Origin of the sequence: Vulcanimicrobium alpinum (genome assembly GCF_027923555.1) — a bacterium.
Classification (GTDB): domain Bacteria; phylum Vulcanimicrobiota; class Vulcanimicrobiia; order Vulcanimicrobiales; family Vulcanimicrobiaceae; genus Vulcanimicrobium; species Vulcanimicrobium alpinum.
On sequence record NZ_AP025523.1, the window covers coordinates 473,136 to 486,516 of the forward strand.

At 69.0% G+C, this 13,381-nt stretch carries 12 protein-coding genes; 5 read left to right on the forward strand and 7 right to left on the reverse strand.

The genetic code is table 11. The features are described from left to right. Window positions 1-43 precede the first annotated feature (43 nt). Complete coding sequence (locus WPS_RS02305; RefSeq protein ID WP_317996251.1) at window positions 44-2,743, reverse strand: MGH1-like glycoside hydrolase domain-containing protein; 2,700 nt, start codon at window positions 2,741-2,743, stop codon at window positions 44-46. A gap of 150 nt (window positions 2,744-2,893) precedes the next feature. Here WPS_RS02305 and WPS_RS02310 point away from each other — a divergent pair, with 150 nt between their 5' ends. Beyond that, complete coding sequence (locus tag WPS_RS02310) at window positions 2,894-4,801, forward strand: amylo-alpha-1,6-glucosidase (protein ID WP_317996252.1); 1,908 nt, start codon at window positions 2,894-2,896, stop codon at window positions 4,799-4,801. Between the two features lie 438 nt (window positions 4,802-5,239). On the opposite strand, the gene WPS_RS02315 is transcribed toward WPS_RS02310, so the two are convergent. Further along, window positions 5,240-5,497 (reverse strand): hypothetical protein, encoded by a 258-nt coding sequence (locus tag WPS_RS02315; RefSeq protein WP_317996253.1) that lies wholly within the window; start codon window positions 5,495-5,497, stop codon window positions 5,240-5,242. An 80-nt stretch (window positions 5,498-5,577) separates the two neighbouring features. Continuing rightward, complete coding sequence (locus tag WPS_RS02320; RefSeq protein WP_317996254.1) at window positions 5,578-6,456, reverse strand: DMT family transporter; 879 nt, start codon at window positions 6,454-6,456, stop codon at window positions 5,578-5,580. A gap of 168 nt (window positions 6,457-6,624) precedes the next feature. Here WPS_RS02320 and thiC point away from each other — a divergent pair, with 168 nt between their 5' ends. From thiC to WPS_RS02335, 3 genes are read left to right on the forward strand one after another with little or no spacing between them, the layout of a single operon-like run. After that, complete coding sequence (thiC, locus tag WPS_RS02325) at window positions 6,625-8,361, forward strand: phosphomethylpyrimidine synthase ThiC (protein WP_317996255.1); 1,737 nt, start codon at window positions 6,625-6,627, stop codon at window positions 8,359-8,361. Between the two features lie 47 nt (window positions 8,362-8,408). Beyond that, window positions 8,409-8,936, forward strand: coding sequence for a hypothetical protein (locus WPS_RS02330; RefSeq protein WP_317996256.1), 528 nt, complete (start codon window positions 8,409-8,411; stop codon window positions 8,934-8,936). A gap of 44 nt (window positions 8,937-8,980) precedes the next feature. Beyond that, window positions 8,981-10,015: a hypothetical protein gene (locus WPS_RS02335; protein WP_317996257.1), complete on the forward strand. Its 1,035-nt coding sequence runs from the start codon at window positions 8,981-8,983 to the stop codon at window positions 10,013-10,015. Window positions 10,016-10,022: 7 nt separating this feature from the next. Here WPS_RS02335 and WPS_RS02340 read toward each other — a convergent pair whose 3' ends face one another. The 3 genes from WPS_RS02340 to WPS_RS02350 form a co-directional block, all read right to left on the reverse strand. Next, a complete protein-coding gene (locus tag WPS_RS02340; protein ID WP_317996258.1) occupies window positions 10,023-11,021 on the reverse strand; it encodes an NADP-dependent oxidoreductase in 999 nt (332 codons plus the stop codon). A gap of 31 nt (window positions 11,022-11,052) precedes the next feature. Further along, window positions 11,053-11,805: a lytic transglycosylase domain-containing protein gene (locus WPS_RS02345; RefSeq protein WP_317996259.1), complete on the reverse strand. Its 753-nt coding sequence runs from the start codon at window positions 11,803-11,805 to the stop codon at window positions 11,053-11,055. A gap of 106 nt (window positions 11,806-11,911) precedes the next feature. Continuing rightward, entirely contained in the window at window positions 11,912-12,373 is a 462-nt protein-coding gene (locus WPS_RS02350; RefSeq protein ID WP_317996260.1) for a cupin domain-containing protein, read from the reverse strand. 144 nt (window positions 12,374-12,517) lie between these two features. On the opposite strand from WPS_RS02350, the gene WPS_RS02355 reads away from it, so the two are divergent. Then, the gene (locus tag WPS_RS02355) at window positions 12,518-12,649 is read left to right on the forward strand and encodes a hypothetical protein (RefSeq protein ID WP_317996261.1); all 132 of its coding nucleotides are present in this window, start codon (window positions 12,518-12,520) and stop codon (window positions 12,647-12,649) included. 313 nt (window positions 12,650-12,962) lie between these two features. Here the strand turns inward: WPS_RS02355 and WPS_RS02360 are convergent, their stop codons facing one another. Continuing rightward, a complete protein-coding gene (locus WPS_RS02360) occupies window positions 12,963-13,259 on the reverse strand; it encodes a hypothetical protein (protein WP_317996262.1) in 297 nt (98 codons plus the stop codon). Window positions 13,260-13,381: the final 122 nt, after the last annotated feature.

Here is a 13,381-nt window from a genome sequence, read left to right on the forward strand (position 1 = left end):
CGGTCACTCCCTGCTCGCGCCGTGCGGTTCCTCTCGCGATTCGCTAGGTCTCGGCGAGAACCTCGAAGTCGGCGGCGACCTGCGGGTGGAACGGGCCGCCGTAATCGCCGAGCTGCTGGATCATCTTCGCGACCAGCGCCGTCCAGCCGGTCTGGTGCGACGCGCCCAGCCCCTCGCCGGTTTCGGCGTGGAAGTACTCGTGAAACGAGATCTGGTCGCGCCAGTGCGGGTCGGACTGCAGCGTCGCGTTGTCGCCGTTGAACGGCCGCCGACCGTCCGCGCCGCGCCGGAAGATCGCGACGAGCCGGCGCTGCAGTTCAAGCGAGATCTCCCAGAGCGTCATCATCACCCCCGAGCCGGTGGGAAACTCGACCGTATACGCGTCGCCGAGATAGTAGTGGAACTTCTGCAGTGCTTCGATGAGCAGGTAGTTGAGCGGCATCCACACCGGACCGCGCCAGTTGGAATTCCCGCCGAACAGGCCGCTCGTCGACTCGGCCGGCTCGTAGTCGCAGCGGAACTCGGTGCCGCCGACCCGCAGCACGTACGGATGGTCGCGATGATAGCGCGAGAGCATCCGGATCCCGTGCGGCGAGAGAAACTCGTTCTCGTCGAAGACGCGGCGCAGGATGCGGCGCAAGCGATCGGGATTGACGATCGCCATCAGGCGGCGCTCGCGCATCCCGCCGATATCCATCCGCGCGACGTTCTCCGCGAGTTCGGGACGGTTGCTGAGAACCCACTCGACGCGTGCTTTCAAACGCGGGAGCTGTTCGAGCGCGCCTGCCGGGATCGGCTCGACCGCGAAAATCGGCAGGATCCCGACGATGCTGCGCACCTGCACCGCGATCCGTTCGCCGTCGGGCAGGAAGAGCTGATCGTAGTAAAATTCGTCTTCGGGATCCCACAGGCCGCGATCGTCGTCGCGCTGGGAGTTCATCGCGTCGGCGATGATCAGGAAGTGCTCGAAGAACTTCTCGGCGACGTCTTCGTAGATCTCTTCGGTCTTCGCGAGCTCGACCGCGATCGCGAGCATGTTGAGCGCGTAGACGCCCATCCACGACGTGCCGTCGCTCTGCGCGAGCGTCGCGCCCTCCGGCAGGCGGGCGCTCCGGTCGAAGGCGCCGATGTTGTCGAGGCCGAGGAACCCGCCTTGGAAGACGTTCTTCCCGGCGACGTCCTTGCGGTTCACCCACCAGGTGAAGTTCATCAGCAGTTTTTGGAAGACGCGCTCGAGGAAACGGTAGTCGCCGGCGCCGCCGCTGCGCTTCGCTTCGATCTTGTAGAGCCGCAGCGCCGCCCACGCGTGCACCGGCGGGTTGACGTCGTCGAACGCCCACTCGTAGGCGGGGAGTTGACCGTTCGGGTGCATGTACCACTCGCGGGTCAGCCGCACGAGCTGATCCTTCGCGAACTTCGGATCGATGAGTCCGAACGGGATCACGTGGAACGCCAGATCCCACGACGCGTACCAGGGATACTCCCAGCCGTCGGGCATCGAGAGCACGTCGTCGTTGTAGAGGTGGCGCCAGTTCGCGTTGCGGCCGTGCTTGCGCTGCGCCGGCGGCGTCGGCGTCGACGGATCGCCGTCGAGCCAGTCGCGCACGACGTAGTTGTAGAACTGCTTCGTCCAGATCAAGCCGGCGAAGGCGCGCCGCTGGATCAGTGCCGCTTCGGGATCGAGCTTCGCCGCGAGGTCGGCGTAGAACGCGTCCGCTTCGCGTTCGCGCTCGTCGAAGGTCGCGTCGAACCGGCCGTCGATCCCGCCGGCGCGCGGATCGTCGCTCATCCGCAGACGCACGGTGTGCGTCGCGCCCGGTTCGATCGTCCAGCGATATACGAGCGCCGCCTTCGAGCCGGTGCGCGCCGGGTTGATCCCGGTGCGGTCGTTCGTGCGCACCGCGCGGTCGATCCCGCTCTTCACGAACGGCGACGGCGACGCGACCCCGAACGCGCGCTCGAAGTCGGTGTCGTTCTCGGTGAACAGGATCTCGGCGGCGCCGCCGTCGGTGAAGATCCAGCGCTTTCCGAGGGTCGCGTGCTCGACCGCGAGCACCGAAGCGTCCGGCGACGCGTCGCGAACCGACGGGCGCGGCGTTCCCGCTCGCCACGACCACTCGTTGCGGAACCACAGCTGGGGAATGAGCTGCAGCGGCGCGGCGACGGCGCCGCGATTGGTCGCGGTATAGCGCACGAGGATGTCGTCGGGCGCGCGCTTCGCGTACTCGACCGTGATATCGAAGTACGCGTCGCCGTTGAAGACGCCCGTGTCGATCAGCTCGAACTCGCGGCCGGCGCGGCCGCGCCGTGCGTTTTCCTCGCGCAGCTGCGCGTACGGAAACGCCGCGTGCGGATAGCGGTAGAGCGCCTTCAGATAGGCGTGCGAGGGCACCGCGTCGAGGTGCCACCAGTATTCCTTGACGTCCTCAGCGTGGTTGCCTTCGTGCCCGCCCAGACCGTACAGCCGCTCTTTGATAATTTCGTCGCGTTCGTTCCAGAACGCGGGCGCGATGCACAGGCGCTGATGGTTGTCGCAGATGCCGAGGATCCCGTCTTCGCCCCAGCGGTACGCGCGCAGCCGCGCCATTTCGAACGGAAAGTAGCTCCACGCGTCGCCGTCGGCGCTGTAGTCCTCGCGCACCGTTCCCCACTGCCGATCGCTCAGGTACGGGCCCCAGCGGATCCATCGTTGGTCCTTGCGGATCGCGACCTCGATCCGATCGCGCTCGGGGTTGCGCTCCATCCCGTGCTCTCGGTGGCCGGGCGGCCGGTTTCCTTTCTCGCCGCGCGCGCGATGTGATCCTGAGCGCGGCGCGAGAGCCAGGTGCGTTGCGGCGCGCGTCGGAACGAGGGGAGCGTGCGGTACGGGCGTTCTCTGTGCGGCGATGTCGTCATGGCCGAGTCGCGCGAATGGCTGCTGACGAACGGACGCGGCGGCTATGCGATGGGAACGGTCGCCGGCACGCTGACGCGGCGCTATCACGGCCTGCTGGTCGCGGCGCTCGATCCGCCGGTGCAGCGCCGTCTCCTCGTCGCGCGGCTGGAGCTCGATGCCGACTACGACGGCACGTCGTATGCATTGGGGACGAATCGCTGGCGTTCCGGGGCGATCGCACCGCTGGGCTATCGCTTCGTCGAGGCGTTTGCGCTCAAGGACGGTCTTCCGACTTGGACGTACGCGCTCGGCGATGCGCTGCTCGCCGTCACCTACGCGATGCCGCACGACGCAGACGCGATCGCGATCGAACTGCGCGTGCTGCGCGCGCGCTCGCCTCTCGCGATCCGCGGGCGGCTCGTCGTCGCCGACCGCGATCATCACGGCGGCGCGCTGCCGCCGAGCGACGCGTTCACCGTCGGCGCCGGCGCCGGCGCGAGCACGATCGCGCTCCCCGAGGCGCGGCGCACGCTGCACGTCCTGGCGCCGGGCGCGCAGGCCACCGCGGCGTCGGAGCGGTACGAAGGCTTCGCGTTCGCGCGCGAGACCGAACGCGGCTTCCCCGACACCGACGAGTACCTGCACGCGCTGACGCTCGCGTGGACGCTCGGGCCCGATGCGGCGGCCGGCGCCGTCCTCACGCTCGATCCCGCCGTCGGCGACGATGCGTGCGCGCTCGTCGCGACGCGCCGCGCCGCCAACCGGAATCGCGCGGCGAAGATGCCGGCGCCGCTGCTCGGACGCCTCGCGCTTGCCGCCGACGCGTTCGTCACGCGGCGCGGTGACGGTGCAGACGCGGGGACGTCGATCGTCGCCGGATATCCGTGGTTCGCGGACTGGGGGCGCGATGCGATGATCGCGATCCCGGGACTGCTGCTCGGCACCGGGCGCGCGAGCGACGCCGCCGCGGTGCTGCGCACGTACGCGGCGCAGATGCGCGACGGGCTGATCCCCAATCGTTTCTCCGACGCGGGCGGGCCGGCCGAGTACAACACGATCGACGCATCGCTGTGGTTCGTCGAAGCGCTTCGCGCGTACGTCGCGCTGACCGGCGACGCCGCCCTGCTGCGCGAACTCATCCCTGCGGTGCGCGCGGTGATCGACGGGTACCGCGGCGGAACGCGGTTCGGCATCGGCATCGACGGCGACGGTCTGGTGCGCGGCGGCGAAGACGGCGTGCAGTTGACGTGGATGGACGCGAAGGTCGGCGACCGCGTGATCACGCCCCGCCGCGGCAAGCCGATCGAGATCAACGCGCTGTGGTACAACGCCCTGCGCGCCTGCGAGACGTTTGCGCAGCGGCTCGGTGACGCGCCCGACGAGTACCGCGCCCTCGCCGACCGGACGGCCGCGTCGATGCAGCGCTACTGGAACGCCGAGCGCGGCTGGTGCGCCGACGTGCTCGACGGCCCCGACGGCGACGACGTCAGCTTTCGTCCGAATCAGCTCGTCGCCGTCAGCCTCGACGCGTGCGCGTTCGATGCAGCGCAGGTGCGGGCAATCGTCGACGCATGCGCGGCGCGGCTGTGGACGTCGCTGGGGCTGCGCACGCTCGATCCACGCGACCCGCGGTATCGGGGTGTCTATTGCGGCCCGCAGAGCGAGCGGGACGCCGCCTATCACCAAGGGACGGTGTGGCCGTGGCTCGCGGGCGCGTTCGTGCGCGCGTACCTGCGCGCCTACGGCTACCGCGAACGCGCCCGCGCGTTCGTCGCACCGCTGATCGACGCGCTCGAACTCGACGCGCTGGGGACGCTCGGCGAAATCGCCGACGGCGACGCGCCGCACGCGGCGCGCGGCTGTCCGGCACAGGCGTGGAGCGTCGCCGAACTGATCGCCGTCCTGCGTCGCATCGACGCGGCATAGCGCGCTACGCGCGCGGCGCGCAGGCGAAGGGGACCGTCTGATTCTGCGCGCTCGGCGGATACGGTGAGCGGCCGATGAACGCGTACGTCACCGTCGCGTAGGCGCCGCGACCCTCGGGGCAGGTTTGCGCACCGCGCGAAATGTCCCGCCGCGCAGTTCGGCGTGCAGTCGTTGGCCGAGAACGTGCCGACTGCGGCGGCGAACGTGCTCCCCCAGCCGGTCCATTGCAGATTGCGTGCGAGCGCATTGCCATCGCCGCAGGCGAAAACGATCTCGTGCGGGCGCTCGACCGGCTTGCCCGCGCAGTCGGGGATCGCCGACGGTGCCGGCCCGGCACGCGCGGTGGCCGCGAGCGACGCGGCGCGAGCAACGCGGCGAACAGCGCGACCGCCCAGAGAGCGTGCGGCAGGCGGACATGCCGCCAGTATACCGGTCGGGTCAGGCGCCGATACGCTCGGCGAACCACGCCAGGTAGGCGCTGCCGCGCGGCGCGATCTCGTAGAGCCGTTTGCCGAAACGGATCGTCGAATTGGTGAACGCTCCGTCGTCGAGGGTCCGCAGCAGAGCGTCGACGTCGGACGCGCGCGGCACCGGGCCGTCGCGCCGTTTGGCGATCTCGAAGGGGATGTCGCGGCCGTACTGAGGGTCGTCGTCGAGCACGGCGAGGATGTGAAACGCAAGCTCAGGATCGGACATTGGCTGCTCGACTTGGACGTTACGCGATATATCGTGACCTGTCAATAACGCCACGAAATCGGTGCAAATGCAAGCTACAATTATGCGTCGGGGCGCGATTCCGGTTGCTGGGTGAGCGCCGCGCCGATCGCGGCCAGGATAACGAGGGCGCCGAGCGCGGTCCCGCCGCCGAGCCGCTCGCCGAAGAGCCAGGCGGCGAGCAGCGCCGCGATCACCGGCTCCAGCAGGGTGAAGGTCGAGACGAGGGTCGCGCTGAGGATCCGCACGCCGGCGTTCATCGCGGTGTGACCGAACAGCTGCGAGACGAGCGCCATCGCGAGGATCCCGCCCCACGCGCGCACGTCGCCGGCCGGCGGAAACGGGTCGCGCACTGCGAGCGTCGCGACGGCCAGGGCGAGCGCCGCATACGCGTAGGTTCGAGCGGTCACCGCGAGGGTGTCGTAGCGCGAGTCGACAGCGCGCACCGCGAGCAGGTACGCCGCGAACGCGATCGCGCCGATCAGCGCGAGCGCGATTCCGGCCGGCGTGTTCGCCCGGTCGGGGACGCCGACGACGATCGCGACGCCGGCGAGCGCGCCCAGCACGCTGAGCGCGACGATGCGGTCGACGCGCCGCGTGCGCGCGACGACGTACAGCTCGGTCCACACCGGGACGGTGCACACCAGCAGGGTCGCGATCGCGACCGACGCCATCGTCAGCGACGCGATCCAGGCGGCGAAGTGCAGCGCGAGCAGCAGCCCCGCCCCGCCCAGACGCAGTTCGGTGCGGGGGTCGACGACTCGCAGGCACCCGCGCGCGGCGGCGAGCGCCAGCATCACCAGCGCGGCGATCGTGAGCCGTCCGCAGGAGACGGCGATCGGTCCTCCGGCGGCGAGCGCGAAGCGCGCGAAGATCGCCGCCGCACCGACCGCAAGCTGCGCCAGCGCGACGATCGCAAGCGCGCTGCGCCGAGTGCTCATCGCGCGGCGCGTTCCGTCCGCCGTTTGCTTCGTCCTTGACAGCGCGGGCGCCTCGGCGTACGTTCAACGACAAGCTGCGGGAGTCCGACATGCCGGACTGAGAGGACGGTGCTCGACCGTCGACCGACAACACCTGATCCGGGTCATACCGGCGAAGAGGAGTGCACGATGGCGACCATGATCCCGCCGACCAACGACGTTCTGTCGCGCGACCCGTTTCCGTCGTCGACGAAGGTCTACGCGCAGGGAAGCGACCCGTCGATCCGCGTTCCGTTCCGCGCGATCGCCCTGACCGACGGCGAGATCCACACCGTGCACGACACGTCGGGTCCGTTCACCGATCCCGACGTCGGAATCGACGTGCGCAACGGGATCGCGGCGATCCGCGAACCGTGGATCGCGCGCCGCGGCGACACCGAGACGCTCGCCAAAGCATCGTCGGTCTACCGGCTGGGGCGCGAGGCGATGCCGGAGCTCGACGCGATCCGCTTCCCCTCACCGCGCCCCATTCGCCGGGCGCGCAACGGCGGCAACGTCTCGCAGATGCACTACGCACGGCGCGGCGAGATCACGCCGGAGATGGAGTTCGTCGCGATCCGCGAGGGTCTCGAACCCGAGTTCGTGCGCAGCGAGGTCGCGCGCGGACGCGCGGTGATCCCCGCCAACGTCAACCACGTCGAGCTCGAACCGACGATTGTCGGCCGCAACTTCCTGGTGAAGATCAACGCCAACATCGGCAACAGCGCGGTGACGTCGTCGATCGAGGAAGAAGTCGAGAAGATGGTGTGGGCGACGCGCTGGGGCGCCGACACCGTGATGGATCTCTCGACCGGCGCGAACATCCATGAGACGCGCGAGTGGATCGTCCGCAACAGCCCCGTGCCGATCGGCACCGTGCCGATCTATCAGGCGCTGGAGAAAGTCGGCGGAAAAGCGGAGGAGCTCACCTGGGAGATCTATCGCGACACGCTGATCGAACAGGCCGAACAAGGCGTCGACTACTTCACCGTGCACGCCGGCGTGCTGCTGCGCTACGTCCCCCTGACGGCGAACCGGATCACCGGGATCGTCTCGCGCGGCGGCTCGATCCTGGCGAAGTGGTGTCTCGCCCACCATCAGGAGAATTTTCTCTACACGCACTTCGACGAGATCTGCGAGATCATGAAGGCGTACGACGTGACCTTCTCGCTCGGCGACGGCCTGCGGCCGGGCTGCACGGCAGATGCGAACGACGAGGCGCAGTTCGGCGAACTCGAGACGCTCGGTGAGTTGACGCAGGTCGCGTGGAAGCACGACGTGCAGGTGATGATCGAAGGTCCCGGTCACGTTCCGATGCACCTGATCAAGGAGAATATGGACCGCCAGCTCGCGGTGTGTCACGAGGCGCCGTTCTACACGCTCGGGCCGCTCGTTACCGACATCGCTCCCGGCTACGATCACATCACGAGCGGAATCGGCGCGGCGATGATCGGCTGGATGGGCACGGCGATGCTGTGCTACGTGACGCCCAAAGAGCACCTGGGCTTGCCGAACAAAGACGACGTGAAGGTCGGCGTGATCACGTACAAGCTCGCGGCGCACGCGGCGGATCTCGCGAAAGGGCATCCCGGCGCGCGCCATCGCGACGACGTGCTCTCGAAAGCGCGCTTCGAGTTTCGCTGGGAGGACCAGTTCAATCTGAGCCTCGATCCCGACACTGCGCGCGCGATGCACGACGAGACGCTTCCGGCGGCGGGCGCGAAGGTCGCGCACTTCTGCTCGATGTGCGGACCGCATTTCTGCTCGATGAAGATCACGCAGGACGTGCGCGACTACGCGAAACGCGGGATGGAGCAGAAATCGGCGGAGTTTCTCGCCGCGGGCGCCGAGGTCTACGTCGCGAGCGAATCGCCGGCGGGCGAGTAGCGCACGCGAGGGAAGGCGCTTTGATGCCGGTCCCGGCATCAGAGCGTATGACCAAACGAACGAATCCCCGGCGCGTTGCCGGAACGACCGCAGCCGCGCTGCTGACGGTCGTGCTCGGCGGCGGCGCCGCCTATGCCGCGACGAGCCCCGCGCCGATTCCCGGCGGCGCAAACCAGATCGCCGGCGTGAGCGGGACGTTCGCGTCGGTCCTCTTCAACGGCACGCTGCGCGTGCGCGCGATGTCGCTGCAGAATCCCGGCCCGAACGACAACGTGCACGCCAATGCCGCGGGGGAACGACCGCTCGTGTTCCGCGCGATCGTCAGCAACGGAACGCATCACGAGAACCACGGCTACTTCGATGCGACGCTGTCGGATGCGGACGGAATCACGGTGACGGGTCGTCCCATCGACGACGGCTGGAGTCTCGAACCGGGAAGTGCGGCGCGCACGGCGATCGCGTTCTCGCTTCCGGCGCAGTTCGTCCCGGTCAAGCTGGTGCTCGTGCAGGCAGCTGCTCCCCACGCACGCGCGTTTCGGATGGCGCTTCGCGCGCAAGACCTGCCGCCGTCGTGAGCCTCGCAACAGGCTCAGCCTGACGCGGCGCGGAACCGCCCTGCGTGCGTTTTCAGCAACGCGTCTTCGTTCTGGCCGGGATCGCGCTCAGCGCGCTCGCGGCATGCTCGGGTTCCTTCGGTTCGGGGAGCGGGCTGCCGCAAACCCTTGCGTCGCCCGGCTTCGGCAACGCGACGCCCTCGCCGGTTCCTGATTCGTCCAGCGTCATTCTGACGGTCGGCGAGTCGACGGCGTTTCAAAGTCTGCCCGAGATCGGCGGCTACTCTGGCGCGATCGCGTTTCCGAAGGTCGCGCCCGATCCCGTAAAATCGCCGAGCGCGTCGGCGAAGAACGCGAGCGCCGCGCCGGCGCCGACGCCCGTCTCCATCGCGGTCGGCGCGTCGCTCTCGGTGAAGAAGCCGAACGACGGCCCCGATCTCAACCTCGAGAGCGGCAAAGGCAAGAAGAAGCGCTCGCGCGAGCATCCCGCGCGCGCGCTCGCCTACGTCACGCTGCTGCCCACGCATGACGTGACGCTCGAAAGCTATCCGCGCTTCGCGCTCGATGTGCCGCGCGACATCGCAACGCAGTATCGCGACGGCGAGTTCGGCCTGGCGCTGTGGAACGCCGGCGAGAAGGACGAGTCGTACCGTCTCGCGGTCGCCGAACTCGACCGCAGTTCGACGCCGCCGCCCGCAGCCGCGCGGTCGGCAGCCGCGGCGAACGTTGCGCCGAACGTTGCCGCATCGGATGCCGCCACGGCCGTGCCGAGCACGGGGACGCGCTCGAGCGGCCCCACGGGGATGGGAGGCAACGTCCCGTTCTCCGGGCAGAGCATGTCGCCGCTGGGCGGCGCATCGAGAGTCCCGGCGGCCACCGCAGCGCCGACGCTGCCGCCGCAGCGCATCCTGTTCGCATCGAGCGAGAAGACCTTGAAGCTGATCGCGAATCGGCCAGCGGTCTTCGCGCTCTACGCGCTCCCGCATCCGGTGAGCGGCGGGACCGCGGCACCGGCGGCGGTGTCGGTTCAGCCCAGCGCCGCGGCCTCCGCGGCGGCTTCGGCCACGCCCGCGCCGAGCACGTCGCCGTCGCGGCAGTGAACCGCCGCTAGGCGACGTTCGCGATCGCGTCCTCGACGCCGGCGACGGCGAGGATGATCTTGCCGTGGACGCGTCCGCGTTCGAGCCGCCGGTGCGCCTCCTCGGCGTTCTCTAGCGCGAACGTCCCCGCGATCGGCATCTCGAAGTCGCCGGCTTCGACGGTAGCGGCCAGCCGGGCGAACGCCGTCGGGCTCGGGACGCCGTCGAAGGCGCACGCGTCGATCCCGTCGCGCCGGACGAACGTGACGCCGTTGGGATAGGCCGCGCGGCCGCCCTGGCGCAGCACATCGAGCGCGCGTTCGAGGGCGTGTCCGCCGGCGAGGGCCAGCAAGGCATCGACGCCGCCGGGGCTGACGCGACGCACCGAGCCGACGATGTCTTCGTGCAGGACGTCGATCGCGAGATCGACGTCCAATCGATCGAGGAGGTGCACGCCCTCCGCGCCGCGTGCGGTCGCGATCACGCGGGCTCCCCGGCGCTGTGCGAACTGCACGGCCGCCGAGCCGACGCCGCCGGTCGCCCCGTGGACGAGTACGGTCTGTCCGCTGCGGACTCCGAGCGCGTCGTCGATCCCCGCCAGCGCGGTGATCCCCGCGACCGGCAGGCCGCCGGCTTCGCGAAAGTCGAGCCCGGCCGGGATGGGCGCGACGTGCTCCGCCGAGATCGCCACGAATTCGGCGTAAAATCCGCCCTTGCGCTCGCCTGCCAGGAAGCCGTAGACCGCGTCGCCGACTTGGAATACGTGGACGTCCGCTCCGACGGCGGCGATCGTTCCCGAGCCGTCGGCGCCGAGGATGAGAGGGAACCGTTCGCTGCCGTCGGCCCACGCGCCGCGGCGCGCCTTCACGTCCCACGGACCGATCCCGGCGGTGTCGACGCGCACGAGTATTTCGTGCGGGTCGATCGACGGCACCGGGACGTCGCGAACGAGGAGTTTCTCGGGGCCGCCGAAGGCGTCGATCGCGCATGCGCGCATCGACGGCCGAAAGGCGTCTGCGGTCCTCACGTTGCTCAGGACCGTGCCGCGTCGCGGCTGGTTACTTGATGGGCTGAACCGAGCCTGGGCCGGCGGCGTCGGCCGCGCCGGCGCCGGTCGTCGCCGCAGCAGGCGCCGCGGGCGCTAGCGCAGGCGCAACGACGGCCGGCGAAAGCGCGCTCTCGCTGGTGGTCACCCATTGGCGCTCGTCGGGCGTCTTTGCGGCGATCGCTTCGGGCGCCGGCGCGAACGCGTTGCCGATGCGCGCGTTGAGCGTTTTCCACACGCGCAGCACGCGCACGACGTAGTTCTGCGTCTCGCTGTACGGCGGAACGCCGTGATAGCGTTCGACGGCCTTGGGTCCCGCGTTGTAACCCGCGATCGCAAGCGTGACGGCGTTTTTCTTCCCTGCGAAATGATCGAGCAGTTTCTTGAGATAGCTCGACGTGCCGTGCAGGTTGTCGCCGGGGCTCCACGCATCGACGCCGAGGTTGGCGGCGGTCTGCGGCATCAGTTGGCCAAGGCCGCGCGCGCCGACGCGCGAGACGGCGTTGGATCGCCACCGCGATTCCACCGTGACGATCGACATGATGAAGCGAGGATCCAAATGGGTCCGCCACGCGTTGGCCATCACCGAGCGCGCGTACGCGCGCGCTGTCTCGACGGGAAGTTTCGGATTGAGCGTGCGCAGGACGACGGCGTACGTCGCTTCGCTGGAAAGCGGCGTCTGGGCGGCGGCCGGAACGGCGGTGAGCGCCGCCGCAGCAATGACGAACATTGCCGCTGCGGAACGCAGCGTAAGGGGCCGGTGCATTACGCCACGCGTTCGGAGCTCGCGTGCGGGGACCCCTTCCGATTCGAACGACGAGTGTGACAATGTGACCGGGCTGCGTTCGCCATCAGGCGAGCGAGGGATCCGTCTACGTAAGGTGGATGTCGTCGACCCAGCGCACCGGTTCGGGCGACTCGACGATCGGGATGTCGAGGTTGACCACGACGGGTTCCTGGCCGCTGCGCACGACCACGCACTCCAGCGGCTCGCCCGACGATGCGTTGATCTCCTGATGCGGCACGTACGGCGGGACGAAGATGAAATCGCCGGGCCCGGCCTCAGCGAAGTACTCGAGCTGCTCGCCCCAGCGCATCCGCGCCCGGCCGCGCACGACGTAGATGACGCTCTCCACTTCGCCGTGATGGTGTGCGCCGGTCTTCGCGTCGGGGTGGATCGTCACCGATCCGGCCCAGAGCTTCTGCGCCCCGCAGCGCGCCGCGGTGATCGCCGCGGCGCGATTCATCCCGTCCGTCTGAGGTGTGTTCGGGTCGAGATCGCACCCTTGGATCACGCGCACCCCGTCGAATTTCCAGCGCGGTTCGGTCGCCATCCGCGAGGCGTTCGCGCGCGTGTTCGCGCGCTCCGGTCACCCGCGCCCGGCTTTTTTAACTGTTTTTTTAGTTGACTTCGAAGAGCCGCCAAAGTATGCTCCTCCCATCGAGACCTAAGGAAATAGTTTACAGGAGAATTCGTCATGCTGCGGACCATCGTCGCCACCGTGATCGTCGTCGCCGGCATTCTGGGCCTGGGCGCCGATCTCGCCCACGCCGCCTACGCGGCGGCGCAGACCGCGCGCGTCGTCGTGCTGCCGTCGGCACGCGCGTAGCGGCCCCCCGGGCGGAGGCCCGCCGGACCGGACGGCTACGCGGACTTCAGCGCGTTCGGTAGGGTCGCTTCAGCGAAGCCCCGACACGGGCAGTCTCGCACCGAGTTGTCGTGCCCGTAGATCAACGCGACGCAACCCTGATCGTCATGCACGGCCGCGACATGGCCGCACTCGCAGGAGGGGAGTTGCGTTTTTGAGATGCTGACTCGCATTCAGGTGGGCTCGGGAGGCGGACGGACGCTCTGCCGTCTTCAGTATCGGCAAACGCTGAGTGCTTTTCAAGAGCAGCGGAGCGGTCCCTCCTGTTGCGGCGTCAGTAGACTCGTTCGCGCCCGCCGGCGTGGTCGAGGACGGCGGCGGCGAGTTCGGCTGCGCCCTCTTCGTCGCTGACCAGGAAGTTGCTGCGGCCGCAGCGCGACCCGTTCTTGTAGAACGAGTAGTTCGCCGTCGCGGCGGTCTGCCCGCGGAAGAGCCGCACTGCGAACACGTCGCGCCGCCACTCGGCGTACTCGTTGGTTTCGGTGAAGAAGACGCGATGGTGGCCGTGCACGGCGATTTGCTCGTCGAGCACGCTGTTCGTCTTCGCGATGAGACCGTAATAATCAAGCATAGCGATCGGACTCCGCAGGAGACCGATTGGGCGAGCGTCCCCCGCTCCTCCTCCGGCGCAGAGTCGTCCTTGCCTAGTCCAAAAGACCCATACCGGAAGAACCCGCAACGGGCCGGCGCGTC

What these genes read in the sequence shown, in the direction of transcription:
- WPS_RS02315 (WP_317996253.1), bottom strand. Translation starts at nt 5,497, where the DNA reads ATGTCCGATCCTGAGCTTGCGTTTCACATCCTCGCCGTGCTCGACGAC.
- WPS_RS02350 (WP_317996260.1), bottom strand. Translation starts at nt 12,373, where the DNA reads ATGGCGACCGAACCGCGCTGGAAATTCGACGGGGTGCGCGTGATCCAA.
- WPS_RS02355 (WP_317996261.1), top strand. Translation starts at nt 12,518, where the DNA reads ATGCTGCGGACCATCGTCGCCACCGTGATCGTCGTCGCCGGCATTCTG.
- WPS_RS02360 (WP_317996262.1), bottom strand. Translation starts at nt 13,259, where the DNA reads ATGCTTGATTATTACGGTCTCATCGCGAAGACGAACAGCGTGCTCGAC.
- WPS_RS02330 (WP_317996256.1), top strand. Translation starts at nt 8,409, where the DNA reads ATGACCAAACGAACGAATCCCCGGCGCGTTGCCGGAACGACCGCAGCC.
- WPS_RS02305 (WP_317996251.1), bottom strand. Translation starts at nt 2,743, where the DNA reads ATGGAGCGCAACCCCGAGCGCGATCGGATCGAGGTCGCGATCCGCAAG.
- WPS_RS02345 (WP_317996259.1), bottom strand. Translation starts at nt 11,805, where the DNA reads ATGCACCGGCCCCTTACGCTGCGTTCCGCAGCGGCAATGTTCGTCATT.
- WPS_RS02310 (WP_317996252.1), top strand. Translation starts at nt 2,894, where the DNA reads ATGGCCGAGTCGCGCGAATGGCTGCTGACGAACGGACGCGGCGGCTAT.
- WPS_RS02320 (WP_317996254.1), bottom strand. Translation starts at nt 6,456, where the DNA reads ATGAGCACTCGGCGCAGCGCGCTTGCGATCGTCGCGCTGGCGCAGCTT.
- thiC (WP_317996255.1), top strand. Translation starts at nt 6,625, where the DNA reads ATGGCGACCATGATCCCGCCGACCAACGACGTTCTGTCGCGCGACCCG.